Here is a 26,934-nt window from a genome sequence, read left to right as displayed (position 1 = left end):
TTTCTGACCGTTCTCGTCTCCAGCTTCGGTTTATTCGGCGTCTTCGTGAGGCTCCCAGTCACGGGTGCGGCTGACCGCTTTTTTCCAGCCAGCGTAGAGTTTTTCCTTCGCCTGTTCGTCCAGTTGCGGTTCGAATTCGCGCTCGATCACCGCTTTACCGCGCAGCTCTTCCAGGCTACCCCAGAAGCCGCAGGCCAGGCCGGCCAGGTAGGCCGCACCCAGGGCGGTGGTTTCACGCATTTTCGGACGTTCGACCTGGGTGCCCAGGATGTCGGCCTGGAATTGCATCAGGAAGTTGTTCGCCACTGCGCCGCCGTCCACCCGCAGGGCCTTGAGGCGTTCGCCTGAGTCCTGCTGCATGGCGTCGAGTACATCGCGGGTCTGGTAGGCAATCGACTCCAGCGCCGCACGGATGATGTGATCGACCCGTACGCCACGGGTCAGGCCGAACAGCGCACCACGGGCGTAGGGGTCCCAGTACGGCGCACCCAGGCCGGTGAAGGCGGGCACCAGGTACACACCGTTGCTGTCCTTGACCTTGTTGGCAAAGTATTCGGTGTCGTGGGCATCGTTGATGACTTTCAATTCATCGCGCAGCCACTGAACCGTAGAGCCCCCATTGAACACCGCGCCTTCCAGGGCGTAGGCCACTTCGCCGCGAGGGCCGCAGGCAATCGTGGTGAGCATGCCGTGATTGGATTTGACGGCCTTGGCGCCAGTGTTCATCAGTAGGAAGCAACCGGTGCCATAGGTGTTTTTCGCCTGGCCTGGCTCCACGCACATCTGGCCGAAAAGGGCGGCCTGTTGGTCGCCGGCGATGCCACCGATGGCAATGCCGCTTTTGGTGCGGCCGTAGATTTCCGAGGACGATTTCACTTCCGGGAGCATTTCGCGGGGGATGTCGAGGATGTCGAGCATCTTCGCGTCCCACTCCAGCGAGTGAATATTGAAGAGCATGGTGCGCGAGGCATTGGTGTAGTCGGTGACGTGGACCTTGCCGCCGGTGAATTTCCAGATCAGCCAGCTGTCGACGGTGCCGAACAGCAATTCACCGTTGCGGGCACGCTCGCGGCTGCCTTCGACGTTATCCAGGATCCACTTGAGCTTGGTGCCGGAAAAGTACGGATCGGTGACCAGGCCGGTGGTTTCGCTGATGTACTGCTCGTGGCCATCGCGCTTGAGCTGCTGGCAGATCTCGGTGCTGCGGCGGCATTGCCAGACGATGGCGTTGTAGATTGGCCGACCGGTGGTCTTGTCCCAGACTACGGTGGTTTCACGCTGGTTGGTGATGCCGATGGCGGCGACCTGGTCGTGGTGCAGGCCGGCCTGGGCCAGGGCTTCGACCATGACCGCGCTCTGGGTGGCGAAGATCTCCATCGGGTCGTGTTCGACCCAGCCGGCCTGCGGGTAATGCTGGACGAATTCGCGCTGGGCGGTGCAGACCACGTTGGCGTCACGGTCGAAAATGATCGCGCGCGAGCTGGTCGTACCCTGGTCGAGGGCAATGATGTAGTTCTTGTTCTGTATGTCGGTCATGTCGATTGCCTTGGGACGTAAAAAGAGGGGAGGCCATGGCGCACGCCCGAAGGGCAGGAGCATGCGCCCACGTTTCAGGACGTTCTGGGCTTGCCGTCAATGGCGGGTGTTGCATCCTTTGTAGCAGTTGTGGCGCTGGGCAGATGACGGGCAATCAGCCCGCGATAGGCGGCAGCACCCAGGCACGCACCCACAATCGGTGCAAAAATCGGAACCAGGAAGTACGGGATGTCGCGTCCACCCGTGAAGGAAATTTCACCCCAGCCAGCGAAGAAAGTCATCAGTTTAGGGCCGAAGTCTCGTGCCGGGTTCATCGCGAAACCGGTCAGCGGGCCCATCGAGCTGCCTATCACTGCAATCAGCAGGCCGATCAGCAGCGGCGCCAGTGGGCCGCGGGGCAGGCCATTGTTGTCGTCGGTCAACGACATGATCACGCCCATCAGGATGGCGGTGATGATCATCTCCACCACAAAGGCCTGGCCGGTGGACAGTGCCGGGTGCGGATAGGTCGAGAACACCGAGGCCAGTTCGAGGCTGGCTTCAGTCCCCCGGATCATGTGCCGGGATTGTTCGAAATCGAAGAATAGATTGCTATACAGCGTGTAGACCAGCAGTGCACCGCAGAAGGCGCCGGCCACTTGGCAGATGATATAGAACGGCAATTTGCGCTTCTGGAAGTCGGTGAACAGGCACAGGGCAATGCTGACGGCGGGGTTTAGGTGTGCGCCGGAAACACCCGCGCTGAGGTAAATCGCCATGCTGACGCCCACGCCCCAGATGATACTGATTTCCCACAGGCCGAAACTCGCACCCGCGACCTTGAGCGCCGCGACGCAACCGGTACCGAAGAAAATCAGCAGGGCAGTTCCAAGGAATTCAGCCAGGCATTGGCTGGAAAGGGATGGTTGTTGTAAAGCAATTGTCATTCAAACCTCAGTTTTTGTTGTTGTCTGGCGCGTTCGATATACAGCTCGATAGCGCGATTTTGCCGACGCAGGAGGGCGGTCCTGATTTCGGGGTGTTGCTTGAGACATGCGTTATTGCTTTCAGTTTCGAAAAAATATAGACAAGAAACGCTGGTGTCAAAGGTCGAAAGTGAACCGTCGGTCACATTTCAACTATTCGTAGCGTGAATGACGCCTCTTCAACACGGCCTCACCATGACTGGCCGTGCTGCCCCGCGCTTTTTTTGCTGGCGATGGCTTAGAATCCGCCCATTCTTTTTGATTTCCTTGCCAGGAGCGGTCATGACCCCCGCGTTGGATCTGTTGAAGAAAGTACGTGCCGAGCATCGCATTCACAGTTACGAACACGACCCCAAGGCCGCGTCCTATGGGCTGGAGGCGGCGCAAAAGCTCGGACTGGATCCGGCGCAGGTGTTCAAGACGTTGTTGGCGGCCAGCGAAAAAGGTGAGTTGTTGGTGGCGGTGGTGCCGGTGGCAGGGACCTTGGATTTGAAAGGCCTGGCCCATGCCGCCGGGGTGAAAAAAGTCGAAATGGCCGACCCGTCCGCCGCGCAGCGCTCAACGGGTTATTTGCTCGGCGGCATCAGCCCGCTGGGGCAGAAGAAGCGTCTGCGCACGTTTATCGACAGTTCGGCCCAGCCACTTGCGAGCATTTTTGTCAGCGCCGGACGCCGGGGATTGGAGGTGGAGCTAGCTCCTGCGGTCCTGGCGGAGCATACCGGGGCGACGTTTGCGGATATCGGGCGGGTCTGAATCCAGGGGGCCGCTTCGCCCCCCAGCGCGAGCAAGCTCCCTCGCCACAAGAGTGCAGGGCTCAAGCCTGGCAGGATTCTCACGCTAAGCTGTAGGGTGAAAATTGCGCTGATCTGTCACTGGAAATTCGGCAGCTCGGGCCCTCATGCTGGCGCATCAATAAAAAGGAGAAGTGCCATGCAGCTTGCGTTTCATCAAGTCGATGCGTTCAGTGATCGGCCGTTTGGCGGTAATTCGGCGATGGTCTATCGGCTCGACGCCTGGCTTGCCGATGACTTGATGCAAAAGATCGCCGCCGAACATAACCTGGCTGAGACCGCTTTCCTGGTTCGCGAAGGCCAGTATTGGCATATCCGCTGGTTCACCCCCACCACCGAAGTCCCGCTCTGTGGGCATGCCACTTTGGCCAGTGCCTATGTGCTGTTCGAGGTCTATGACGAAACGGTTGGGCAGCTGGATTTCATCTGCAAATCCGGGCCGCTGAGCGTCACTCGCGAAGGCGATCGGTTGTGGCTGGATTTTCCAGCCGTGATGCCTAGCGAGTTGGGAGCGTCCCTGGCCGTGCAGAGTGCCCTGGGTGTCGAAGCGGTGGATGTGCTGAGCTCCCGCGAACTGTTCGTGGTGCTGGAGTCGGAGCAAGCGGTGCTCGATTGCAAGCCGGACATGGCGGCCTTGGCGAAACTGCCGTGGCCGGGCGCTATCGTGACCGCCCCGGGCAGCAAGCATGATTTTGTCTCCCGCTATTTTGCCCCGGCCATTGGTATCAATGAGGATCCGGTGACGGGTTCGACCCATTGCAGCCTGATTCCGTACTGGTCCAAGCGCTTGGGTAAGCATGGGCTGACGGCTTACCAGTGCTCGGCCAGGGGCGGGGCGTTGTTCTGTCGATTGGAGGGTGAGCGGGTGAAGATCGGCGGGAATGCGACGTTGGTGGCCAGTGGGACGTTGATGCTGGGGTAACCTCAAGCCAACGAGGTTACTTGTGGGAGCGAGCTTGCTCGCGATAGCGGTGGTTCAGCTTGCATCGATGCTGAATGTGCCTACGCCATCGCGAGCAAGCTCGCTCCCACAATGGTCAGCTGGCGGTGCTGTAGCGCCGCACTCCACTTTCCACCGGTGGTATATGCGCCGCGGTACTGCCCGAGGCCTGGAACAGTACCAGGTGTTCAGCCGCCACGCGGATGCCGACATGGTCCCCGACCTGATGGTCGGCGTGGCTTGGGAAGATCGATTCCAGCTGCGCCCCCGTCGGCAATTGCAGGCGATACAGCGTGGAAGCCCCCAGGAACGTCTTGCCGACGATTTGAGCCGTGAGCGGGCTGTCCGGTGCGTAGACGATATCGTCCGGGCGCAGCAGCAGGTCCACCGCGCCGCCAATGGGCCAGGTATAGGCCCGGTTGCCGCGCAGGATGCCCAGCTCGGTCTGCACCGATTCCGGGCTTTCGAGCCGGCCACGAATGAAATAGCCCTGGCCAATGAAACTGGCGACGAAAGGCGTCAGCGGTTCGTGGTAGAGATTGTAAGGCGTGTCCCACTGCTCCAGCCGACCTTCCTTGAACACCCCGACATGGTCACTCACGGCGAAGGCTTCTTCCTGGTCGTGGGTGACCAGGATCGCGCTGGTGCCGCGGGCCTTGAGGATGTCCCGCACCTCATGGCTGAGCTTGCGTCGCAGCTCGCCATCGAGGTTGGAGAACGGTTCGTCGAGCAACAGCAACTGTGGCTCCGGTGCCAGGGCTCGGGCCAATGCCACGCGCTGTTGCTGGCCACCAGAGAGCTCATGGGGAAAACGCTTGCCCAGGCTCTTGAGGTTGACCAGTTCCAGCAGTTCTTCGACGACGCGGTCCTTGTTTGGATGCTTGCGAATACCAAAGGCAATGTTCTCGGCCACGCTCAGGTGAGGGAACAGCGCGTAGTCCTGGAACACCATGCCGATTCGGCGTTTTTCCGGGGCGAGGGTGAAGCCGGCGCGGGAGATGGTTTCCCCGGCCAGTTGGATCTCGCCCTCGTGCACCGGTTCGAAACCGGCGATGGCGCGCAACGTCGTGGTCTTGCCACACCCGGACGAACCGAGCAGGCAGCCGATGTCGCCGGCATTGAGATGCAGGTTGAGATTCTGCACGACCCGCTGGTTTTGGTAGCCGCAAGCCAGGTTATGCAAATTCAGTAGCAGCGAATGGCTCATGCGTGGTGGTACGCCGGCTCGACAAGAAACTCGAGCAGGGCCTTTTGCGCGTGAAGGCGATTTTCTGCCTGGTCCCAGGCCACCGAGCGCGGGTCGTCCAGCAAATCGAAGCTGATCTCCTCGCCGCGGTGGGCTGGCAGGCAGTGCATGAACAGCACTTCGGCATCCGCCAGGTCGAGCAGGGCCCGGTTGACCTGGAACGGCGCGAACAATTTGAGGCGCTTGGCGGTTTCTTCTTCCTGGCCCATGGAGGTCCAGACGTCGGTGCTCACCAGGTGTGCGCCGGCCACGGCCTGTTTCGGATCACGAACGATGGTCACCCGATCCCCGGCCCTGGCGACCAGTTCGGCATTCGGGTCGTAGCCTTCAGGGCAGGCGATGCGTAGCTGGAAGTCGAATTGCATCGCCGCTTCTATATAGCTGTTGCACATGTTGTTGCCATCGCCGATCCAGGTCACGGTCTTGCCCTGGATTGGGCCACGGTGCTCGAGGAACGTCTGCATGTCGGCCAGCAATTGGCAGGGATGCAGGTCGTCGGACAGACCGTTGATCACCGGCACGCGGGAGTGGGCCGCGAATTCGGTCAGGGTGCTGTGGGCAAAGGTACGGATCATCACGGCATCCAGCATGCTCGACATGACGATGGCGCAATCGCTGATGGGTTCGCCGCGGCCCAACTGGGTGTCGCGCGGCGACAGGAAGATCGCCTGGCCGCCCAGCTGGATCATGCCGGCTTCGAAAGAGATGCGGGTGCGGGTCGATGACTTCTCGAAGATCATCCCCAGCACGCGGTTTTTCAAGGGCTCGAACAGTACGCCGCGGTTACGCAGGTCCTTGAGCTCCACGCCTCGACGGATCACGCCGAGCAACTCATCGGGCGTGAAATCCATCAGGGAGAGAAAGTGCCTTGCGCTCATGATTGACTACCTTTTTGTAACTGACCGCAGATGCTCAAAGCCTTGTTTATTCAAAAAACGGGCGAGACCTGCGGCAAAAGCCGCACGGGGCGACGAAATAGGGGAAGGCGCGATCTTATAAGGAAATGTCGCGTCTTACCAATAGGGCTACAGTTTTAGGGGATTTCAGCGAGGTCATCACAGGTCTGCGATGACATGTATGAAGCCGGTTTCCTGATAGCAGTGCCCCATTTGTACACTGGCGTTGCGCAGCTTGGCAATCAAGCCGGGCGGGCATGGCGTGGTTGATAGTCGGCCTTTGGCCCGTCATTGCCGGGGTTTGCCTGCTTGTTGTCGGGTGTGAAACATTTCCTAATGCAAGGGGCTGGGTTATAAATGAGCCTCTAGACGCAGGAGCCCCCGAAATGGATTCGAAAGAGCAACAATTGATGGAACTACTGGGGCTGACGGCACGTTCCCTGACTCATTTGACCGCTTCGGTGACGTCCATGTCATTCGAATTGTTGCGCAGCGACGACGAAGTGACCAAGGCCGCAGGCCGCAGAATGATCGATCGCATGGCCACTATCAGCAACGGGCTCGACGAGCATTGGCGGCTGATCGGCGAGCTGACGGGCGTGCCCATCGCCCAGGAGCAGGTGGAAACCGTCGAAGAAATCCAGTTGCTGGCGCCGCCTCCCGAGCGCCCTTGATGCCACTTCATCGGCGGGCCTGATGCCCGGCAATTCACAGGACGAACGTCGCTGGCGCTGCCGGGGATCGCGCGCCATAGTTTTGTTCCCGCGGCCGAAAGCGCCCGCCACGAATAAAACAGAGACTGGCCATGACCAAGACTCTCCACCACCGTGCGTGCCATCTGTGTGAAGCCATCTGCGGCTTGACCCTCGAAACCACCGAAACCGACGGCCAGGGCCTGGCGATCACCTCGATCAAGGGCGATGCGCTGGACAGCTTCAGCCGAGGGCATATCTGTCCCAAGGCAGTGGCCCTGCAAGATATCCAGAATGACCCCGACCGCCTGCGCCAGCCCATGCAGCGGATTGGCAGCGAGTGGCAGCCCATTGCCTGGGACGATGCCTTTGCGCTGGTAGCCGAGCGCCTGGCGGGTATCCAGGCGCGCCATGGCCAGAATGCGGTGGCGGTCTACCAGGGCAACCCCAGCGTGCACAACTATGGGCTGATGACCCACAGCAACTATTTCCTGGGCCTGTTGAAAACCCGCAGCCGTTTTTCGGCGACCTCGGTGGATCAACTGCCTCATCACCTGACCAGTCATCTGATGTATGGCCACGGCCTGCTGCTGCCGATTCCAGACATCGATCACACCGACTTCATGCTGATCCTGGGCGGCAACCCGCTGGCGTCCAACGGCAGCATCATGACCGTGCCGGACGTGGAGAAGCGCCTCAAGGCTATCCAGGCCCGTGGCGGTAAAGTGGTAGTGGTCGATCCGCGCCGCAGCGAAACGGCGGCCATCGCCAACCAGCATGTGTTCGTGCGCCCTGGCGGTGATGCCGCGTTGCTGTTTGGTTTGCTCAATACGTTGTTCAGCGAGGGCCTGACCCGTGACAGCCACCTGCCGGTGGATGGCCTGGAAGAGGTGCGCCAAGCTGTTGCCACCTTCACGGCTGAGGCGATGAGTCCGCTTTGCGCAGTGCCAGCGGAACAGATCCGCCGATTGGCCCGGGACTTTGCCGCAGCGCCGTCCGCGGTGTGTTACGGGCGGATGGGGGTTTCGACCCAGGCATTTGGCACGCTGTGCCACTGGCTGATTCAACTGATCAATCTGGTCACCGGCAACCTCGATCGGGTGGGCGGGGCGCTGTGCACCGAGCCGGCAGTGGATCTGGTGGCCACCACCTCGGGAGGGCATTTCAACCGTTGGCAGAGCCGGGTGTCCGGGCGTCCCGAGTACGCCGGGGAGTTGCCGGTGTCGACCCTGGCCGAGGAAATGCTCACCGAAGGCGAGGGCCAGATTCGTGCGCTGGTTACCGTGGCAGGCAATCCGGTACTGTCCACGCCCAACGGGCGACAACTGGAGCAGGCGCTGGACGGGCTGGAGTTCATGGTCAGCATCGACTTGTACATCAACGAAACCACGCGCTATGCCGACCTGATCCTGCCCTCGACCTCGGCGTTGGAAAACGATCATTACGACACCACGTTCAACCTGTTCGCGGTGCGCAACGTGACCCGCTTCAACCGGGCTATTCTGCCCAAGCCAGAAGGGGCGCTGCATGACTGGGAGATTTTTGTCGGGCTGGCCAAGGCCTTTGCCGCCAGAACCGGTAAGGAACTCAAACCGACCATGCCGCCAGCGCAAATGATCGATTTCGGTCTGCGGGCCGGGGCTTATGGCGATGCTTCGCCACACAAACTGTCCCTGGCGACCTTGTTCGACCATCCCCATGGCATTGACCTCGGAGCTCTGAAGCCCAACCTGGCCCCACGGTTGAAAACCGAAAACCAACGGGTGCAAGCCGCGCCGGCGGTGATACTTGCCGACCTGGAGCGTTTTGCCGCGTTGCGGGCTCCAGCGGCGGATGAGTTGCTGATGATTGGTCGTCGCCATGTGCGCAGCAATAATTCCTGGATGCACAATTTCCATCGGCTGGTGAAGGGCAAGCCGCGTCATCAGCTACTGATGCATCCGGATGACCTCGCCAGTCGCGGTCTTGTCGATGGGCAGCGGGTGAAGGTCAGTTCGCGGGTGGGTATGATCGAAGTCGAGGTGCAGGGCAGCCTGGACATGATGAAGGGTGTGGTCAGCTTGCCCCACGGCTGGGGCCATGCCCGGCCGGGCGTGCAGATGACCATCGCCAGCGGCCAGCCGGGTTCCAGCGCCAATGACCTGACCGATGATTGTCAGCTCGATGAGTTGTCCGGTAATGCGGCGCTCAACGGCGTACCGGTGAAGGTGGCGGCTGCGTAAAATTGTCTCTGGAGCACGTTCGGCTTTCCGTTACAATGCATCACCGTGTCGACAACTTAAGTCGCAAAAGTTTTAAGCCGAGGTGCTCCATGGATATCATCGAAACGATTAAAGACCAGATTGCCAACAACACCATCCTGCTTTACATGAAAGGCTCGCCGAACGCGCCACAGTGCGGTTTCTCGGCCAAGGCTGCTCAGGCTGTGATGGCGTGTGGCGAGAAGTTTGCCTACGTGGACATCCTGCAGAACCCGGAAATCCGCGCCAACCTGCCCAAGTACGCCAACTGGCCAACGTTCCCACAGCTGTGGGTGGGTGGTGAGCTGGTCGGTGGTAGCGACATCATGACCGAGATGGCCGCTGACGGCTCTCTGCAGGCCACGATCAAGGAAGCGGTAGAAAAAGCTGCGGCGAACAAGACTGAAGCCTGATGTGTGATGGTTCTGTTCACCACACAAGTTGTGGTGGACAAGAACCTTGTGGGAGCGAGCTTGCTCGCGATAGCGGTGTGTCAGTCAGCATTTTTTTATCTGATCCACCGCTATCGCGAGCAAGCCCGCTCCCACAGTGGATTTCGGTAGGGTCTGAAACTCAGGCAATAAAAAGCCCCGCCTCTCGAAAGAGGGCGGGGCTTTTTAATGGGTTAGCCGCGAAGAATTACTCTTCACCCATCTGCGATTGCAGGTAGTTCTCAAGGCCGACTTTGTCGATCAGGCCCAATTGGGTTTCCAGCCAGTCGATGTGCTCTTCTTCGGACTCGAGAATGTCCTCAAGCAGTTCACGGCTGCCGAAGTCGCCAACGGTCTCGCAATGGGCGATGGCCGCCTTCAGGTCGGCGTGGCCAGTGCGCTCGATGCGCAGGTCGCACTCAAGCATTTCCCGGGTGTGTTCGCCGATGTGCAGCTTGCCCAAGTCCTGGACGTTCGGCAGGCCTTCGAGGAACAGGATGCGCTTGATCAGCTTGTCCGCGTGTTTCATCTCGTCGATGGACTCGTGGTACTCGTGCTTGCCCAACTTGTTCAGGCCCCAATCCTCGTACATGCGCGCATGCAGGAAGTATTGATTGATCGCGACCAGCTCATTGCCGAGGATCTTATTGAGATGCTGGATGACTGTGACGTCGCCTTTCATGATGAGACCTGCCCTGTAATAGCTGTATATAAGGCGGAGTTTGAGCCGCGTACTTGCGAGTGTCAAACCTAAGTTGTTGAATAATAAATGAAAATTAATCGGAATAAGAATGTTTGTGTTCCGCGTCTGAACGCTAAGCAATTGATTTACAGGCATAAAAAAACCGGACATTGAGTCCGGTTCCTTTGAAAGCTGTTTATTACGCGGCGGTAAATTCTACCGGGTAGGGGATCGAGGCCTGGGCGGTTTGTACTTTGGCGAGGGTTTCGCGGACCACGTCCTTGGCCAGGCAGGCACATTTGCCGCATTGGCTGGCTACGCCGGTGGCCTGGCGGACTTCGCGGTAGCTGCAGCAACCTTCATAGATCGCTTCGCGGATTTGCCCGTCGGTGACGCCAGTGCAGAGGCATACATACATAAGTGAGAACCGTCGCTGGTTGTGACTCAATTGAGACGGATCTTAATGTTAACGAGAATGATTGTCAAAGTGGTTTCTGAAACCCTTGCGCCAGAGCGGCGCCTGGCTGACGAACGGTTTCTGCCCTTGGCCCGTGAGGTGTCATGAAATGCCACAGCGATTTTTCAATACCGCCGAAAAACCGTTGAAGACAGTCCAAATTCGCGGTGTATGATGATCGGCCCTTGCAAGCGGGTTCGTGTCACAGGGCTGTCGCCTGAGGGTGGCAGGCTGGCCCGGACCTTGTTTTCACGTTACTACACCAGGAGATATCCAATGAGCGTACTCGTAGGCAAACAAGCCCCTGACTTCACCGTCCCGGCCGTGCTCGGCAACGGCGAAATCGTCGACAGCTTCACCCTGTCCTCGGCCATCAAAGGCAAATACGGCCTGGTGTTCTTCTATCCGCTGGACTTCACCTTCGTCTGCCCGTCCGAGCTGATCGCACTGGATCACCGCATGGACGACTTCAAGGCCCGCAACGTTGAAGTGGTCGCTGTTTCGATCGACTCGCACTTCACCCACAACGCCTGGCGCAACACCCCGATCAACAATGGCGGTATCGGTCAGGTGAAATACACCATGGCTGCCGACATGAAGCACGAAATCGCCAAGGCCTACGACGTTGAGTCCGAAGGCGGCGTGGCTTTCCGTGGCGCGTTCCTGATCGACGACAAAGGCGTTGTCCGTTCGCAGATCATCAACGACCTGCCACTGGGCCGTAACATGGAAGAGCTGATCCGTCTGGTCGACGCCCTGCAATTCCACGAAGAGCACGGCGAAGTGTGCCCGGCCAACTGGAAGAAAGGCGACAAGGGCATGACTGCATCGCCTGAAGGCGTTGCCGCCTACCTGGGTGAGCACAGCGACAAGCTGTAATCGCACAAGGCATAAAAAAACCGGCCCTCGATAGGGCCGGTTTTTTTATGGGTGTTTCAAACCGGATCATCTGCTGGAACACGAAGCTTTGTGGCGAGGGGATTTATCCCCGCTGGGCCGCGAAGCGACCCAAAACCCGCCAATTGATTTGGCCTGGCTCACCTTTCGTGGGACTGCTGCGCAGTCCCACGGGGGATAAATCCCCTCGCCACAAGAGCCATAGCTGGTCCGATGTCAGTCGTCGAAATCCTGCCAGCCACCCATCTGCTTCCAGCGGTTGACGATGCCGCAGAACAGCTCGGCCGTCTTCTCGGTGTCGTAGCGGGCCGAGTGGGCTTCACGGCCATCAAAATCGATGTCGGCCGCCTGGCAGGCCTTGGCCAGGACGGTCTGGCCATACGCCAGGCCGGCCAGGGTCGCTGTGTCGAAGCTGGAGAACGGGTGAAACGGATTGCGCTTCATGTCCAGGCGCGCGACAGCGGCGTTGAGGAAGCCCAGGTCGAAGCTGCTGTTGTGGCCGACCAGGATTGCTCGCTTGCAACCGTTGGCCTTCAGGGCCTTGCGCACACCGCGGAAAATGTCGGTCAGGGCGGTCTCTTCACTCACTGCCATGCGCAAAGGGTGATCGAGCTTGATCCCGGTGAACTCCAGGGCCGCCGCTTCGATGTTGGCGCCTTCGAACGGTTCGACACGAAAGAAATAGGTGTGGTCAGGGAACACAAAACCTTTTTCATCCATGCCGATGGTGGTCGCGGCGATTTCCAGCAACGCATCGGTGGCGGAGTTGAAGCCGCCGGTTTCTACGTCGACGACGACCGGCAGATAGCCCCGGAACCGGGCAGCCATGGGGTGACGGGCGCCGCCCGAACCACCGTTGCCGTCCTGTTCGTCGTCGAAATGATCTTCACTCACACGTTTTCCTCCAGCAGGCGCCAGCGCAGTTTTTCACCGGCGCGCAGCGGGATGACAGTCAGCTCGCCGAAAGGCAGGCTGGCGGGGGCGGTCCACTCGTCGCGGACCAGGGTAATACGATCGGTGTTCGCTGGCAGACCATAGAAGCTTGGGCCGTGCAGGCTGGCGAAACCTTCGAGTTTGTCCAGCGCGTTACGCTGTTCGAACGCCTCGGCGTACAGCTCGATGGCCGCGTAGGCGGTGTAGCAACCGGCGCAACCGCAGGCGGCTTCCTTGGCGTGGCGGGCGTGGGGCGCCGAGTCCGTGCCGAGGAAAAACTTGGCGCTGCCGCTGGTGGCGGCGACGAGCAGAGCTTCCTGATGGGTATTGCGCTTGAGGATCGGCAGGCAATAGAAGTGCGGACGGATCCCGCCCACCAGCATATGGTTGCGGTTGTACAGCAGGTGATGGGCGGTAATGGTCGCGCCGACGTTGGCCGGAGCCTCGTTGACGAACTGCACGGCATCGCCGGTGGTGATGTGTTCGAACACCACCTTGAGCGTCGGGAACCGTTCCACGACGCGGCGCATGTGCTCGTCGATGAAGATTTTCTCGCGGTCGAACACGTCGACGTCGCCCCGGGTGACCTCACCGTGGATCAACAACGGCATGCCGACTTCGGCCATCGCCTCCAGCGCCGCAAAGATCTTGTCGATGCTGGTGACACCGGAATCGGAGTTGGTGGTGGCACCGGCCGGGTACAGCTTGGCGGCATGGACGAAGCCGCTGGCCTTGGCCTCGCGGATCTCTTCGGGCTGGGTGCGGTCGGTGAGGTAAAGCACCATCAGCGGTTCGAAGCGGCTGCCAGCCGGGCGTGCGGCGAGGATGCGCTGGCGATAGCCATCGGCCTCGGCGGCGTTGCGCACGGGCGGAACCAGGTTAGGCATGATGATTGCGCGCCCGAAGGTGCGCGCGACATCGGCGACGGTATGGGTCAACACAGCACCATCGCGAAGATGAATATGCCAGTCGTCGGGACGCAGCAGGGTCAGGCGGTCGGACATGGGGGGGGCTTCCAGGCGGGTCAAACTCTGGGGAATGCTACCGGAAAAGACCGATTCAGGCACCCGCTATCAAGTTCTGCCGCAACTTACCGATAGCCCCTACAGGTGTGCCACGAATCCGTGCAGTGCCCCGGACAAGCGTCATGCCCTCGGCATGCGTCGATCTTTGTATAAAAGTCAGTGGAGCCTCCCGTGCGCCAGCGTTATCTAGCCTTGCTCAGTGTGTTTGCCAGCTTTCCCGCCATGGCGCTCACTTTCCAGACCCGTCTGGAGAGCATTGAGTGGACGGTCGAAGGCGATAAGTTCGAGTGTCGGCTGAGCCAGCCGATTACCGACTTTGGCAGTGGCGAATTCGTGCGTCGGGCGGGCGAGCAGGCCACATTTCGGCTCAAGGCCTACAACCCGATGCTCGGAGGCGGTTCGGCGACTTTGCTGGCGGCCGCGGCGCCCTGGCAACCGGGGAGGGGTGACATCAACCTGGGCTCGGTCAACATTGGCAGTGGCGATGTCTTGTTCAACAGCTCCCAGGTCCAGGCCGGTCGCTTGATCAGCGGGCTGATGGACGGTCGCAGCCCGGTGGTACGACGCAACACCGAGGACGGGCGGGTATCGGAAGTCCGCCTGCTGCCGGTGCGCTTCAACAAGGCCTTCAGCGACTATCAGAGCTGCGTGGCCAAGTTGCTGCCGAAGAATTTCGAACAGGTGAAGCAAACCCAGATCGGTTTCCCCGGGGAAGAAGTCGAGCTGGATGCGCAGGCCAAGGCTCAGTTGCAGGTGATGCTCGACTTCATCAAGGCTGATCCTAGCGTCAATCATGTCGAGCTCGATGGTCACTCCGACAACAGTGGCAACCGCTTGACCAACCGTGAGTTGTCACGGCGCCGGGCCCTGGCGGTCCAGGACTTCTTCAAGGCCAATGGTTTCCAGGAGTCGCAGATCACGGTGCGTTTCCACGGCGAGCGTTATCCGCTGGTACCCAATACCAATGCCGCCAACCGGGCCAAGAACCGTCGGGTGGTCGTGCGCCTGGAGCGGGTGGCGCCAACCGAGGCACCGGCACCGCAACCGACAACGGCGCCGGCACCTGCGGCAGCCCCTGGCAAGGTCCCGGCACCGGTCGCGGCTCCGGTCAAGGCGCCCGCTACCACCGCTGCGCGGACATCCTGATCCGCGATACCCGTCGCTCGCTCGACATAATCTGTCGCTTCGTCGTCATAAGCTGTCGCGCCCCTGTAAATTATCCGCATTGGACGTTAAACTTCCCGGCTTTCCGTACAACCCGTGGAGTGATGGCATGGCGGACGTAAACAAGGTCGTTCTGGCGTATTCCGGCGGCCTGGACACTTCGGTGATCCTCAAGTGGCTGCAGGACACTTATAACTGCGAAGTGGTGACCTTCACCGCTGACCTGGGGCAGGGCGAAGAAGTCGAGCCTGCACGCGCCAAGGCTCAGGCCATGGGCGTCAAAGAGATCTACATCGATGACCTGCGCGAAGAGTTCGTCCGCGACTTCGTGTTCCCGATGTTCCGCGCCAACACTGTTTACGAAGGCGAGTACCTGCTGGGTACTTCCATTGCCCGTCCGTTGATCGCCAAGCGCCTGATCGAAATCGCCAATGAAACCGGTGCCGACGCCATTTCCCACGGCGCTACCGGCAAAGGCAACGACCAGGTGCGTTTTGAACTGGGTGCCTATGCCCTCAAGCCTGGCGTGAAAGTCATTGCCCCATGGCGTGAGTGGGACTTGCTGTCCCGTGAAAAACTGATGGACTACGCCGAGAAGCACGCGATCCCGATCGAGCGCCACGGCAAGAAAAAATCCCCGTACTCGATGGACGCCAACCTGCTGCACATCTCCTATGAAGGCGGCGTGCTGGAAGACACCTGGACCGAGCACGAAGAAGACATGTGGCGCTGGACCGTGTCCCCGGAGAAGGCTCCCGATACCCCGCAATACCTGGAGCTGACCTATCGCAATGGCGATATCGTTGCCCTGGACGGCGTGGAAATGAGCCCGGCCACCGTGCTGGCGACCCTGAACCGTATCGGTGGCGAGCACGGCATCGGTCGTCTGGACATCGTCGAGAACCGCTATGTGGGTATGAAGTCCCGCGGCTGCTACGAAACCCCGGGCGGCACTATCATGCTGCGCGCTCACCGGGCGATCGAATCGATCACCCTGGACCGCGAAGTGGCTCACCTCAAGGACGAGCTGATGCCCAAGTACGCCAGCCTGATCTACACCGGTTACTGGTGGAGCCCAGAGCGGCTGATGCTGCAGCAGATGATCGACGCATCCCAGGCCCACGTGAATGGCGTGGTGCGCCTGAAGCTGTACAAGGGCAACGTGATCGTCACCGGGCGTAAGTCCGATGAGTCGCTGTTCGATGCCAACATCGCGACCTTCGAAGAAGACGGCGGCGCCTACAACCAGGCCGACGCAGCCGGTTTCATCAAGCTCAACGCCCTGCGCATGCGTATCGCGGCGAACAAGGGTCGCAAGCTGTTCTGACCCTGGCGATGTGAAAACGGCCTGCCATGAGCAGGCCGTTTTTTTTGCGATCGCCCTGTTATGCGGCGCTATTCCCCTGAGCGCCCACCCTCCTGCCTGTCCGGTACCACGTCTGCGTCGTCGCGGCTGTAAATGACGTACAGGACAATTTCGGTGTGTCCCGTGGCGCGCTTCAAGAGTTTGGCCCGATAGGCTGCAATCAGCTCTCCCGATGGGCTGCACACCAGAAGAATGACCCGTTGTGGATCGTGTTTGCGTCGATGACAGCGCATGACTGACTTTCTGACTTTGTCGGCCCGACGTAACACTCGTCTACGTCGGCAGGTCGAGTCATCCATGGTCTTTATGAAGTGCTTGCTCTTGTGAAAGTCGGACGGTGAATATAACGAGCGATAGTTGAAGTTTAGGGTGATAAAAAAAAGCAGCAGTAGATAGAACGGAAAGCTGATCAGGAACCACAGATAATATTCACGATCCTGATCATCCAGGAACGGCAGGGAAATCGCCGCGGACGTTTCAGATAACGTGGCAAATATAGCGATAAGGGTCATTGGGTTGGTGATGGTTTTCAAAGGTTTGTTCATGGTGAAAACTCATGGTTATGTAAGCTCGATGACTGAATGGAATGGCTGAGTGTTAGTCGTTCGGGTTTGCTAATTGAAGACGGGTATGCCCTGCATTAAGCACGTTGGTTTTATATAGGTTTTAGCTGGATTAATGAGGTTGTTGCTGTTTTATCGATAGATAATTCAGTTACTTTTTATGAGTGCAGTCACTTCTATTTCCTTCCCGCGCGACAGCCAGGAGGGGAAAGTCACAATATCCGAAGGGGGGGCGGCTCGTTAGGAAGGGGAGGCTGAGCCCTGTGAGAAAATTCATGGCACATTATTTCCAGGGGAATTTGTAGGATTTTTCTGTATTGCTTGTAGGTTGCGTCTCTCGGTGCGAGCACTCAGGGGGGGCAGCATGCCAAGGTAGAAATGACTAGGCTATTGTGCGTGCTCTAAAAATTCGAACAGCGAAGTTGGATTTGCCCATGAATAAAGTGCTGATCGTGGATGATCATCCCGTCATTCGTCTTGCTGTACGTCTACTAATGGAGCGTCATGGCTATGAAGTTGTTGCCGAAACAGATAATGGTGTCGATGCCTTGCAACTTGCTCGTGAACTTGCGCCTGACATTGTCATTCTCGATATCGGCATTCCGAAACTGGACGGGTTGGAGGTTATCGCGCGCCTGACCGCCAATTCTTCGCCCCTGAAAGTACTGGTACTTACTTCTCAGGCTCCTGGGCATTTCTCGATGCGTTGTATGCAGACGGGGGCCGCTGGTTATGTGTGCAAACAACAGGACCTCACGGAACTGTTGAGTGCGATAAAGGCGGTATTGTCAGGTTACAGCTACTTTCCCAACCAGGCACTGCATACGGTACGTTCGAGCCTTGGAAACGCCAGCGAGTCCGATATGGTGGATCGTTTATCCGGGCGAGAAATGATGGTCCTGCAGCAACTGGCGCGTGGAAAAACCAACAAGGAAATTGCCGATGGGATGTTCTTGAGCAACAAGACGGTCAGTACTTACAAGACGCGCTTGTTGTTGAAACTCAATGCCCGTTCGCTGGTCGATCTGATCGAGCTGGCACAGCGCAATGGGTTGGTGTGAGTTGTTCGGTCACGCGTACTCAGTAAAAAGCCTCCGTTAGGGAGGCTTTTACGTGTCAGAGGTCAAAATCGTAATCGGCCAGTTGCTTCTGCAGGCGGCGCTCTTCCAGCAGGTTATCGATGGTGCGGCGTTTGCTCAGATTGGTTTTCGCCACTTCCACTACCACAGGTTCCGCGTCGTCGGCCTCAACGGCGATGAAATCGTCTTCTACATCCAGTTGTTCTTTGCCAGTACTCATGGGTTCGACTCCAGGCTAAGACTGCCATTGGCGCTCCTTATATCGATAAACCACGGGCGGGTAAAAAAGATTTTTTCAATCGATGGATCAATAAAATCAATAGTGTCTCAATCGTCAGACGTCTTGTGCTTGTATTCGCATAAATCTTCGATTCGGCAGCTGCCACAGCGGGGCTTGCGCGCCAGGCAAACGTAGCGCCCGTGAAGGATGAGCCAGTGATGGGAATCCAGGAGAAATTCCTTGGGCACGAACTTCATCAGTTTCTTTTCCACTTCCACGACGTTTTTCCCAGGCGCCAGCCCGGTGCGGTTGCTCACGCGGAAGATGTGGGTGTCGACCGCCATGGTCAACTGACGAAATGCGGTATTGAGTACGACGTTGGCGGTTTTGCGGCCCACACCTGGAAGAGCTTCCAGTGCTTCGCGAGTCTGCGGGACCTCACCTGCGTGACGCTCGATCAGCAAGCGGCAGGTTTCGATCACGTTCTTGGCCTTGCTATTGAACAGGCCGATGGTCTTGATGTACTCGGAGAGTCCTTCGACGCCCAGGGCATGGATCGCCTCTGGCGTATTGGCCACCGGGAACAGCTTGGCCGTGGCTTTGTTGACGCCGACATCGGTGGACTGGGCCGACAGGATCACCGCGATCAACAACTCGAACGGCGAGGTATAGGCCAGTTCTGTTTTCGGTTCCGGGTTGTCTTCGTGAAAGCGACGAAATATTTCCAGGCGTTTTGCGGCGTTCATGGGCGCGGCGTTTCCTCAACGGATGAATGGGGTTTGGCGGCCGTCCAAGCCTGGTAAGCCGCCAACAGCAGACCGAGCAGGATGAACCCGCCGGGGGCGAGCCTGGCCAGGGGGATGCCGCTGCCGATCAGCTCGCGCAGGGTGCCCAGGCCGATCATCCAGAGGCCGAACAGCCCCGCGAGCCTGAGGTGTCCAGGCAAACGGGAGTCGATGCAGTGATCTTCGTGTTCCAGCGCCACGCAGCTCAAGGCGACCCAGCCAATGTAAAGGCTCAGCGCTCGATACAGTTCCAGCGCCCAGGCCTGGAAGGCAAAGCCTGCGCAGGCGGTCAGGGTCGCGGCCAGCACAATCGAGGCGAGCAAGCGCTCAGGTGCTGTCAGGCGGGACCGTAGAGCAGCCATTGCCAAGCCATGGGCAAGACTGATCAAAGCCCAGGCCAGCCACAGTCCCAGTGCGTTTACCAGCGAGTCGCTTGCGCCGACCAAGGGCACCAGCAGCAGGCCGCGAGTCAGTACCCATGGCTTATTCATTTGCGGCCACTCTGGTCAGTTGAGCCTTGTGCTCGTCGAAATAACGCAGCGCATCGTGAACCGCCTGGAGCACCGCCCGGGAGGTGACCGTTGCGCCGGCCAGTTGATCGAACTGCCCTTGATCCTTTTTCAAGGCCCAACCGTTGTCGTCCGGGGCTTGGCGCGATTTCCCATTGAACGTCTGCAACCAGGCGTTTGGCCAACCGGCAATCGCCGCGCCTAGCCCGGGTGTTTCGGACTGGCGCAGGGTTTTCACGCCCAGCAACCGGCCCTGAGGGTCGATGGCGATCAGCAACTCGATACTGCCTTCATAACCCAGCCCCTGACTGCGTAACAACACGGCGCTGGGCTGGCCGTTGCGGGTCGCCAGGTAAGCGCTCAGCAGCGTGCTATGGGCCAAGGTCTGCGGAGTCGTCACGACAGGCTGCGTCAACGGCTGGTTGTCATAGTGGTCGGCTGGCAGTACGTCGAGCAAGCTTCTGCTGGCGATGGCCTGTCGTTGGGCCTCGATGTGACCGGCAGTGCTGATTTGCGTGACGTAAGTGGCTCCTACGCCGAGGGCTGCCAGAATGATCAGGATCGCAACGCCGCCGGGGTTGTTCATGTCAGTTGCCGCCGTTGTCGTGCCTCGGCAAACCGATCCAGCGCCGGCACACCGAGATTCATCAGCAGCACCGCAAATGCCACGCCATCAGGATAACCACCCCAGGTGCGGATCAGGTAGACCAGCAGCCCCACGCCTGCGCCAAACAGCAGCCGGGCAAGCGCGGCTTTGGCGCCAGAGACGGGTTCGGTCACGATGAAAAATGCGCCGAGCATGGTCGCCCCGGTGAGCAGATGAAACAGTGGCGAGCCATGAGAGTCGGAGCCCGAGCCGTTCCAGTACAGCAAGCTGACGATGAACAGGCTGGTCAGCATGCCCACTGGCGCATGCCAACTGAACACGCGTTGTTGCAGCAGAAACAGGCCGCCCGCCAGGAACCCCAGATTGACCCATTCGACACCGCGGCCACCGAAACGCCCGAACGCCGGATCGTTGGCGAACAGTTCATCGACCGTCAGGCTTCTGTTGATGCGCAGGCTATCCAGTGCGGTCGCGCCGGCCCAGGCATCGGGGGACGGGTGAGCGCCAAACACCTGTTGCAGGCCTTCGAGCAAGCCCATGCCATGAAGGCTGGGCCATTGACTCATCTGTGAAGGGAACGCCACCAGCACCAAGGCATATCCGAGCATTGCCGGGTTGAACGGGTTAGTACCGACACCACCCCATAGGTGCTTGCCGAACAACAAGGCGCAGGCGGCCGCAGTGACGGTCAGCCACCAGGGGCAATAGGCCGGCAACGCCAGGGCCAGCAGAGTGGCGGTGACCAGCGCACTGCCATCGTTCAGGTCGGGCATCAGAGGCCGACGCCGCACACGCAACACCAGCGCTTCGACCGCCAGGGCGGTGAGGCCGGACAACAGCACGTTGAGCGCTACGCCCCAGCCATGGAACCACAGCAACGCCAGCGCGCCGGGCAGCGTCGCCAGCAACACTCGCTTCATCGCTTGGCGCAGCCGTTCGTCCACGGGCTCAGGGACTGGCATGGGCGTCCACCTGACGTTCGGCCTCTTTCACCGCTTGTTCCAGCAACTGCATGTGCTCATCCGATGCCCCGCCTGTCCGTGCTTTGCTGAGTTCGGCGCGGCGCATCGCCAGTTGGATCTTGGCCCGCTTCAGTTCGGCGTTTTGCGCCGGTGCGGGGGCTTCAATGGCCGGCGGTGCGGTGTTTTCCAGTTGCGCCAGGGCCTGCTCCGCGGCTTCGAACTGGCGCTGCAACAGGATCAATTGCGACTGCTGCTCAAAGGTCGGTGGGTGACCGAACGCTTTCAAGGATTTGTTCAACTGCGCCCGGCTCATGGCCAGGTCGATTTTGGCTTTCTTCAGGGCCGCATCGGCGTTGGCGGCTTTCTGCGCACGCACACGTTCCAGTGCGGCTTGTACGGGGTCGAGGGCTTGGGGCTGGACCTGGGCCGCGCGTTGGCTACGCGCCAGGCGCTCGGCCAGACGCTGTTCTTCCTCGTGCCGCAAACGCGCATTGCGCCGTTCGAAACGCTGCCGGGCGTGATTACGCTTGGCGGTTCGTGCCTGCTGTTCCTCGGTGCTGAAGGCCAGGCCGCCGACAATCGGCAGCACCGTGGCCAGCGGCAATGGCCGCATCTCGATGCAGTCGACCGGGCAGGGCGCCACGCAAAGATCGCAGCCTGTGCATTCGTCGATGAGAACGGTGTGCATCAGCTTCGCCGCGCCGACAATCGCGTCCACCGGGCAGGCCTGGATGCACTTGGTGCAACCGATGCATTCGGCTTCACGGATAAAGGCAATCTGCGCCGGGGCACTGCCGCGGCTGGTGTCCAGCTCCACTACCGGCACTTTCATCAGCTCGGCCAGGGCGGCGATGGTTTCGCGCCCGCCAGGCGGGCATTTGTTGATCGGTTCGCCCTGGGCGATGCCTTCGGCGTAGGGCTTGCACCCGGGATGGCCGCATTTGCCGCATTGGGTCTGCGGCAGCAGGGCATCGATACGTTGAATCAGACTCATGTTTTGACCAACCCGCGCAATCCGAGAAATGCCACCGCCATCAGCCCGGCGCTGATCAACTGAATCGGCAGGCCCCGAAAGGGCAAGGGAATATCGTTATTGAAGGTGCGCTGGCGCAAATCATCGAACAGGCTCAGTACCAGCCAGAATCCCAGCCCGGCGCCCAGGCTCGCGGCGAGGGCGTGGCCCAGGCCCTGGTCCTCCTGACCGTTGAGCAGCGTGACGCCGAGGATGCCGGCATTGCCGAGCAACAGTGGCCACAACCCCTCGAACGGCAACGCCGGCAGCCAGCGCGCGAGCAAGCGCAGCAATGGCCCGATCAACAGCACGCTCAGCGGCAGCCAAGCAAACAGACGCATGGATGTCAGGTTTGCCGGGACCAGCAACCAATGATCCAGCAGATAGCCCAAGGTGCCGACAATCGGCATCAGGCACGCGGTGGCCAGGCCCAGGGCGTGTATTTGTCTTCTACCGTTCGCCGCCAGCAGCGGATCGACGCCCAGCGGCCAATGCAACACGAGGTTGTTGATCAGGGCGGCGCTGAACAGTGTAAGGACAATTTCGGTCATGGGCGTGCCGGCGACAAAGAGCCTGTTACAAGATTAGGCATTATCCGGCACGCCGGGAGGGCGGGCCAGATATGAAAATCCCACAGCCGCCTGTGAGGCGACTGTGGGATCGGTGCAGCGTGTGGTCGTGTTACTTGATCCGCTGACCTGGCTTGGCGCCGCTGTCGGGGCTCAGCAGGTAGATTTCCTCGCCGCCAGGGCCCGCTGCCATCACCATGCCTTCAGAGATGCCGAAGCGCATTTTGCGTGGCTTGAGGTTGGCGATCATCATCGTCAGCCGGCCTTCGAGCTTGGCTGGGTCCGGGTAAGCGCTCTTGATGCCGGAGAACACGTTGCGTTGCTCGTCGCCAATGTCCAGGGTCAGGCGCAGCAGTTTGTCGGCACCTTCCACGGCTTCAGCCTTGACGATCAATGCCACGCGCAGGTCAACGGCGGCGAAGGCGTCGAAGTCGATTTCCGGCGACAGCGGGTCCTTGGCCAGTTCGCCGTTACCGGCCGGCGCGCCGGTGTCGGTCTGGCTGGCGGCCAGGTCTTCCTTGGAGGCGTCGCTCATGGCTTGCACCTTGGTGGCGTCGATACGGGTCATCAACGGCTTGAACTCGTTCAGCTGATGGTTGCTCAGCAACGTCTGGTGATCGTTCCAGGTCAGCGGCGCGACGTTGAGGAACGCCTCGGCATCGGCAGCCAGCAGCGGCAGCACCGGCTTGAGGAAAATCACCAACTGGCGGAACAGGTTGATGCCCAGGGCGCAGATCGCCTGGACTTCATCCTGCTTGCCTTCCTGTTTGTTCAACGACCAAGGGGCCTTGTCGGCGATCCAGGCATTGGCGCGGTCGGCCAGGGCCATGATTTCGCGCATGGCGCGGGCAAAGTCGCGGGTTTCATAGGCTTCGGCGATGCTGGGAGCAGCGGCCAGGAAGGCGTCGGTCAGCTCTGGCGCGGCGTTGCCGGCGACCAGGACACCGGCGTTGCCCTTGTGGATAAAACCGGCGCAACGGCTGGCGATGTTGACCACCTTGCCCACCAGGTCGGAGTTGACCTTCTGCACAAAGTCTTCGAGGTTCAGGTCCAGGTCGTCGACGCCGCGGCTGAGCTTGGCTGCGTAGTAGTAGCGCAGGTACTCCGGCGACAGGTGGTCCAGGTAGGTCCGGGCCTTGATGAAAGTGCCGCGGGACTTGGACATCTTCTGGCCGTTGACGGTCAGGTAGCCATGGACGTTGATGCCGGTCGGTTTACGGAAACCGGCGCCTTCAAGCATGGCGGGCCAGAACAGCGCGTGGAAGTTGACGATGTCCTTGCCGATGAAGTGGTACAGCTCGGCGGTGGAGTCCTTGCCCCAGAACGCGTCGAAGTCCAGCTCCGGCGTGCGGTTGCAAAGGTTCTTGAAGCTGGCCATGTAGCCGATGGGCGCATCCAGCCACACGTAGAAATACTTGCCCGGTTCGTCGGGGATCTCGAAGCCGAAGTACGGCGCATCGCGGGAGATGTCCCACTGTTGCAGGCCGGCGTCGAGCCATTCGGCGATCTTGTTGGCCACGGCGTCCTGCAGGGTGCCGCTGCGGGTCCAGGTTTGCAGCATTTGCTGGAAATCCGGCAGCTTGAAGAAGAAGTGCTGGGAATCCTTGAGCACTGGAGTGGCCCCGGAAATCGCCGATTTCGGGTCTTTCAGGTCGGTCGGTGCGTAGGTGGCGCCGCATTTTTCGCAGTTGTCGCCGTACTGGTCCTCGGTCCCGCATTTCGGGCAGGTGCCCTTGATGAAACGGTCGGCCAGGAACATTTTCTTTTCCGGGTCGAAATACTGGGTGATCGAACGGGTCGCGATGTGTCCGGCGTCACGCAGCTTCAGGTAGATCTGGCTCGACAGCTCACGGTTTTCTTCGGCGTGGGTAGAGTGGAAGTTGTCGAAGTCCACCAGGAACTCGGCAAAGTCGGCGCTGTGTTCAGCCTGGACGTTGGCGATCAGTTGTTCCGGGGTGATGCCTTCCTTTTCCGCGCGCAGCATGATGGCCGAACCGTGGGCGTCGTCGGCGCAGACATAAATGCATTGGTTGCCGCGATGCTTCTGGAAGCGCACCCACATATCGGTCTGGATGTATTCCAGCATATGGCCGAGGTGAATCGAACCATTGGCATAGGGCAGGGCGCTGGTGACGAGGATCTTGCGTGGCTCGGACATGGGGCTCGGCTACTTGATGAAACGGAGGTCGGCCACTATAAAGCGCTGGCGGCTTTTTTTCACCTTTCGGGGCTGTTTCGGGATGCATCGTCTGTGAACGGCGTCGCCACAAAAGGTGTTCGCCCTGCTGTAATCGGGTCGCCACGCGGGAGCGTGGGGCGTAGGATAGCGGCCTGTTTTTCAAGTCTTGCTATCGGAGTTGCCCATGAGCGCCGTCAATCGCGCAGCGGTGGAAGCCGTCCTTCGCCAGTACACCGACCCTTATCTGAACCAGGACCCGGTCAGCGCCGGATGCGTGCGCGCCATCGACATCCAGGGCGAGCGTGTCAGCGTCCAGCTGGAGATCGGCTACGCCGCCGATCTGTTCAAGAACGGTTGGGCGCAGATGCTGCAAATGGCGATCGAGTCCCTGGACGGTGTCGCCAGCGCCAAGGTTGAAGTCACCAGCGTGATTGCGGCCCACAAGGCCCAGGCGCAGGTACCGGGGCTGGCGAATGTGAAGAATGTCATCGCCGTGGCCTCGGGCAAGGGCGGCGTGGGCAAGTCCACTACCGCCGCCAACCTGGCCCTGGCCCTGGCCCGTGAAGGGGCGAAGGTCGGGATTCTCGACGCGGACATCTACGGTCCGAGCCAGGGCATCATGTTCGGCGTGGCCGAGGGCACCCGGCCGCAGGTCAAGGACCAGAAGTGGTTCGTGCCGATCCAGTCCCATGGTGTGGAAGTCATGTCCATGGCCTTCCTGACCGATGACAACACGCCGATGGTCTGGCGCGGGCCGATGGTCTCCGGTGCCCTGCTGCAACTGGTGACGCAAACCGCCTGGGGCGACCTGGATTACCTGGTAATCGACATGCCGCCAGGCACTGGCGATATCCAGCTGACCCTGGCGCAAAAAGTCCCGGTGGCCGGTGCGGTGATCGTCACCACGCCTCAGGACCTGGCCTTGTTGGACGCGCGCAAGGGCGTCGAGATGTTCCGCAAGGTCAACATCCCGGTGCTGGGCGTGGTGGAAAACATGGCCGTACACATTTGCTCGAACTGCGGGCATGCCGAGCATCTGTTTGGCGAAGGGGGCGGGGAGAAACTGGCGAGCCAGTACGGCGTCGAACTGCTGGCCTCGCTGCCGTTGTCGATGTTGATCCGCGAACAGGCCGACGGCGGCAAACCAACGGTCATCGCCGAGCCGGACAGCCAGATCGCCATGGTCTATCAGGAACTGGCCCGCCATGTGGGCGCACGGATCGTGTTGCAAGAGGCAGCATCACCGGCGATGCCGAATATCACTGTCAGCGACGATTGATGCTTGAAACACCATCCAATGTGGGAGCGAGCTTGCTCGCGATAGCGGTGTATCAGTCACATCAAGACTGACTGATCCGACGCCATCGCGAGCAAGCTCGCTCCCACATTTGGTTTGCGGCGACTTTAGATCCGCAACCCGCCATCCATCTCCAAGATCCGACCGGTGTAATAGTCGTTCTCGAAGATATACGCCGCCGAGTGAGCAATCTCCTCCGGCTTGCCCATGCGCTTGAGCGGAATCCCCGAAGTCATTTTTTCCAGGGCCTCGGGTTTCATGCCCAGGGTCATCTCGGTTTCGATGAAGCCCGGGGCGATGCCGGCGACACGGATGCCATAGCGTGCCAGTTCCTTGGCCCAGGTGACGGTGGCAGCGGCCACGCCGGCCTTGGCGGCCGAGTAGTTGGTCTGGCCGACATTGCCGGCGCGGGAGATCGACGAAATGTTGATGATCACGCCGCTATTGTTCAGCTCGACCATTTTCGCCGCCACTTCACGGGTGCACAGGAACACCCCGGTAAGGTTGACGTCGATCACCGCCTGCCACTGGGCCAGGCTCATCTTGGTCATTTCGCCATCCTTGACCTTGAGCAGCAGGCCGTCGCGCAGGATCCCGGCATTGTTGACCAGCCCATGGATCGCGCCAAAGTCCTCGGCGACCCGGGCGACCATGTCGCTCACCTGCTCTTCGTTGGCCACGTTGCACAGGTATGCCCGGGCCTCGACGCCCTTGGCCGTGCACGCAGCAACCGTTTGATCGAGTTTTTCCTGGTTGAGATCCACCAAGGCCAGCTTGGCGCCTTTGCCGGCAAAATACTCGGCCATGGAGCGCCCCAAACCCTGGCAACCGCCGGTGATAATGATTACTTTGTCGGTGAGTTGCATTCTCATGTCCCGGTGCAGAGCGGTG

The 26,934-nt window shown here is 60.1% G+C and carries 28 protein-coding genes; 10 read left to right on the top strand and 18 right to left on the bottom strand.

Translation table 11 applies throughout. The features are described from left to right. Positions 1-30 precede the first annotated feature (30 nt). Together glpK and J9870_RS22835 are read right to left on the bottom strand one after the other, a co-directional pair. Positions 31-1,536 (bottom strand): glycerol kinase GlpK, encoded by a 1,506-nt coding sequence (glpK, locus tag J9870_RS22840; RefSeq protein ID WP_210640332.1) that lies wholly within the window; start codon positions 1,534-1,536, stop codon positions 31-33. Between the two features lie 74 nt (positions 1,537-1,610). Beyond that, on the bottom strand, positions 1,611-2,462 hold the full coding sequence (locus J9870_RS22835) for an MIP/aquaporin family protein (protein ID WP_210640330.1): 852 nt from the start codon (positions 2,460-2,462) through the stop codon (positions 1,611-1,613). 321 nt (positions 2,463-2,783) lie between these two features. Here J9870_RS22835 and ybaK point away from each other — a divergent pair, with 321 nt between their 5' ends. Both ybaK and J9870_RS22825 read left to right on the top strand, forming a co-directional pair. Further along, positions 2,784-3,254, top strand: a complete 471-nt coding sequence (gene ybaK / locus J9870_RS22830) for a Cys-tRNA(Pro) deacylase (protein ID WP_210640328.1) — start codon at positions 2,784-2,786, stop codon at positions 3,252-3,254. Positions 3,255-3,431: 177 nt separating this feature from the next. Next, positions 3,432-4,214 (top strand): PhzF family phenazine biosynthesis protein, encoded by a 783-nt coding sequence (locus J9870_RS22825; RefSeq protein WP_210640327.1) that lies wholly within the window; start codon positions 3,432-3,434, stop codon positions 4,212-4,214. 115 nt (positions 4,215-4,329) lie between these two features. Here the strand turns inward: J9870_RS22825 and J9870_RS22820 are convergent, their stop codons facing one another. Then, positions 4,330-5,439 (bottom strand): ABC transporter ATP-binding protein, encoded by a 1,110-nt coding sequence (locus J9870_RS22820; protein ID WP_210640325.1) that lies wholly within the window; start codon positions 5,437-5,439, stop codon positions 4,330-4,332. Further along, positions 5,436-6,356 carry an ornithine carbamoyltransferase gene (gene argF / locus J9870_RS22815; RefSeq protein WP_210640323.1) on the bottom strand — a complete coding sequence of 307 codons (921 nt, stop codon included), beginning with the start codon at positions 6,354-6,356 and terminating at the stop codon, positions 5,436-5,438. The genes J9870_RS22820 and argF overlap by 4 nt, the downstream gene beginning before the upstream one ends. Before the next feature lie 404 nt (positions 6,357-6,760). Between argF and J9870_RS22810 the strand changes: the two genes are divergently transcribed. The 3 genes from J9870_RS22810 (at position 6,761) to grxD (ending at position 9,719) form a co-directional block, all read left to right on the top strand. After that, positions 6,761-7,048 carry a hypothetical protein gene (locus J9870_RS22810; protein WP_135846873.1) on the top strand — a complete coding sequence of 96 codons (288 nt, stop codon included), beginning with the start codon at positions 6,761-6,763 and terminating at the stop codon, positions 7,046-7,048. 131 nt (positions 7,049-7,179) lie between these two features. After that, positions 7,180-9,288, top strand: coding sequence for a molybdopterin oxidoreductase family protein (locus tag J9870_RS22805; protein ID WP_210640321.1), 2,109 nt, complete (start codon positions 7,180-7,182; stop codon positions 9,286-9,288). A gap of 89 nt (positions 9,289-9,377) precedes the next feature. Further along, positions 9,378-9,719, top strand: coding sequence for a Grx4 family monothiol glutaredoxin (gene grxD, locus J9870_RS22800; RefSeq protein WP_135846871.1), 342 nt, complete (start codon positions 9,378-9,380; stop codon positions 9,717-9,719). A gap of 226 nt (positions 9,720-9,945) precedes the next feature. Here the strand turns inward: grxD and bfr are convergent, their stop codons facing one another. Both bfr and J9870_RS22790 read right to left on the bottom strand, forming a co-directional pair. After that, complete coding sequence (gene bfr, locus J9870_RS22795; RefSeq protein WP_210640319.1) at positions 9,946-10,419, bottom strand: bacterioferritin; 474 nt, start codon at positions 10,417-10,419, stop codon at positions 9,946-9,948. Positions 10,420-10,618: 199 nt separating this feature from the next. After that, positions 10,619-10,837 carry a bacterioferritin-associated ferredoxin gene (locus J9870_RS22790; RefSeq protein WP_092201551.1) on the bottom strand — a complete coding sequence of 73 codons (219 nt, stop codon included), beginning with the start codon at positions 10,835-10,837 and terminating at the stop codon, positions 10,619-10,621. A gap of 315 nt (positions 10,838-11,152) precedes the next feature. On the opposite strand from J9870_RS22790, the gene J9870_RS22785 reads away from it, so the two are divergent. Next, positions 11,153-11,755 (top strand): peroxiredoxin, encoded by a 603-nt coding sequence (locus tag J9870_RS22785; protein ID WP_003204949.1) that lies wholly within the window; start codon positions 11,153-11,155, stop codon positions 11,753-11,755. Positions 11,756-11,989: 234 nt separating this feature from the next. Here the strand turns inward: J9870_RS22785 and rnt are convergent, their stop codons facing one another. Then, a complete protein-coding gene (gene rnt, locus J9870_RS22780; protein ID WP_025215178.1) occupies positions 11,990-12,667 on the bottom strand; it encodes a ribonuclease T in 678 nt (225 codons plus the stop codon). Then, complete coding sequence (gene pyrC, locus J9870_RS22775; RefSeq protein WP_210640317.1) at positions 12,664-13,710, bottom strand: dihydroorotase; 1,047 nt, start codon at positions 13,708-13,710, stop codon at positions 12,664-12,666. The genes rnt and pyrC overlap by 4 nt, the downstream gene beginning before the upstream one ends. A gap of 192 nt (positions 13,711-13,902) precedes the next feature. Here pyrC and J9870_RS22770 point away from each other — a divergent pair, with 192 nt between their 5' ends. Continuing rightward, a complete protein-coding gene (locus tag J9870_RS22770; RefSeq protein WP_210640316.1) occupies positions 13,903-14,877 on the top strand; it encodes an OmpA family protein in 975 nt (324 codons plus the stop codon). A 127-nt stretch (positions 14,878-15,004) separates the two neighbouring features. After that, positions 15,005-16,222: an argininosuccinate synthase gene (locus tag J9870_RS22765; protein ID WP_003204943.1), complete on the top strand. Its 1,218-nt coding sequence runs from the start codon at positions 15,005-15,007 to the stop codon at positions 16,220-16,222. Positions 16,223-16,290: 68 nt separating this feature from the next. On the opposite strand, the gene J9870_RS29600 is transcribed toward J9870_RS22765, so the two are convergent. Next, on the bottom strand, positions 16,291-16,806 hold the full coding sequence (locus tag J9870_RS29600; protein ID WP_246883042.1) for a hypothetical protein: 516 nt from the start codon (positions 16,804-16,806) through the stop codon (positions 16,291-16,293). 452 nt (positions 16,807-17,258) lie between these two features. Here J9870_RS29600 and J9870_RS22755 point away from each other — a divergent pair, with 452 nt between their 5' ends. After that, entirely contained in the window at positions 17,259-17,885 is a 627-nt protein-coding gene (locus tag J9870_RS22755) for a response regulator transcription factor (protein WP_210640314.1), read from the top strand. A gap of 55 nt (positions 17,886-17,940) precedes the next feature. Here the strand turns inward: J9870_RS22755 and J9870_RS22750 are convergent, their stop codons facing one another. From J9870_RS22750 to metG, 8 genes are all read right to left on the bottom strand, one after another. Further along, positions 17,941-18,123, bottom strand: a complete 183-nt coding sequence (locus tag J9870_RS22750) for a hypothetical protein (protein WP_030142527.1) — start codon at positions 18,121-18,123, stop codon at positions 17,941-17,943. 107 nt (positions 18,124-18,230) lie between these two features. Continuing rightward, entirely contained in the window at positions 18,231-18,869 is a 639-nt protein-coding gene (nth, locus tag J9870_RS22745; RefSeq protein ID WP_210640312.1) for an endonuclease III, read from the bottom strand. Then, positions 18,866-19,399 carry an Rnf-Nqr domain containing protein gene (locus J9870_RS22740; RefSeq protein WP_210640311.1) on the bottom strand — a complete coding sequence of 178 codons (534 nt, stop codon included), beginning with the start codon at positions 19,397-19,399 and terminating at the stop codon, positions 18,866-18,868. Before J9870_RS22740 ends, nth begins: the two co-directional genes overlap by 4 nt. Beyond that, positions 19,392-20,003, bottom strand: coding sequence for an RnfABCDGE type electron transport complex subunit G (locus J9870_RS22735; RefSeq protein ID WP_210640309.1), 612 nt, complete (start codon positions 20,001-20,003; stop codon positions 19,392-19,394). The genes J9870_RS22740 and J9870_RS22735 overlap by 8 nt, the downstream gene beginning before the upstream one ends. After that, complete coding sequence (locus J9870_RS22730) at positions 20,000-20,986, bottom strand: RnfABCDGE type electron transport complex subunit D (RefSeq protein ID WP_210640307.1); 987 nt, start codon at positions 20,984-20,986, stop codon at positions 20,000-20,002. The genes J9870_RS22735 and J9870_RS22730 overlap by 4 nt, the downstream gene beginning before the upstream one ends. After that, the gene (rsxB, locus tag J9870_RS22725) at positions 20,973-21,980 is read right to left on the bottom strand and encodes an electron transport complex subunit RsxB (protein WP_210640305.1); all 1,008 of its coding nucleotides are present in this window, start codon (positions 21,978-21,980) and stop codon (positions 20,973-20,975) included. Before rsxB ends, J9870_RS22730 begins: the two co-directional genes overlap by 14 nt. Continuing rightward, positions 21,977-22,549, bottom strand: coding sequence for an Rnf-Nqr domain containing protein (locus tag J9870_RS22720; RefSeq protein ID WP_210640303.1), 573 nt, complete (start codon positions 22,547-22,549; stop codon positions 21,977-21,979). Before J9870_RS22720 ends, rsxB begins: the two co-directional genes overlap by 4 nt. Before the next feature lie 130 nt (positions 22,550-22,679). Next, the gene (gene metG / locus J9870_RS22715; RefSeq protein WP_210640302.1) at positions 22,680-24,725 is read right to left on the bottom strand and encodes a methionine--tRNA ligase; all 2,046 of its coding nucleotides are present in this window, start codon (positions 24,723-24,725) and stop codon (positions 22,680-22,682) included. Positions 24,726-24,930: 205 nt separating this feature from the next. On the opposite strand from metG, the gene apbC reads away from it, so the two are divergent. Continuing rightward, positions 24,931-26,025: an iron-sulfur cluster carrier protein ApbC gene (apbC, locus tag J9870_RS22710; protein ID WP_135846857.1), complete on the top strand. Its 1,095-nt coding sequence runs from the start codon at positions 24,931-24,933 to the stop codon at positions 26,023-26,025. Between the two features lie 125 nt (positions 26,026-26,150). Here the strand turns inward: apbC and J9870_RS22705 are convergent, their stop codons facing one another. Beyond that, positions 26,151-26,909, bottom strand: a complete 759-nt coding sequence (locus J9870_RS22705) for an SDR family oxidoreductase (RefSeq protein WP_210640294.1) — start codon at positions 26,907-26,909, stop codon at positions 26,151-26,153. Positions 26,910-26,934 lie beyond the last annotated feature (25 nt).

The organism is Pseudomonas sp. Tri1, assembly GCF_017968885.1.
GTDB lineage: Bacteria > Pseudomonadota > Gammaproteobacteria > Pseudomonadales > Pseudomonadaceae > Aquipseudomonas.
Note: the sequence above shows the minus strand (reverse complement) of the source record. Positions and strands in the feature narration are given on the sequence as shown.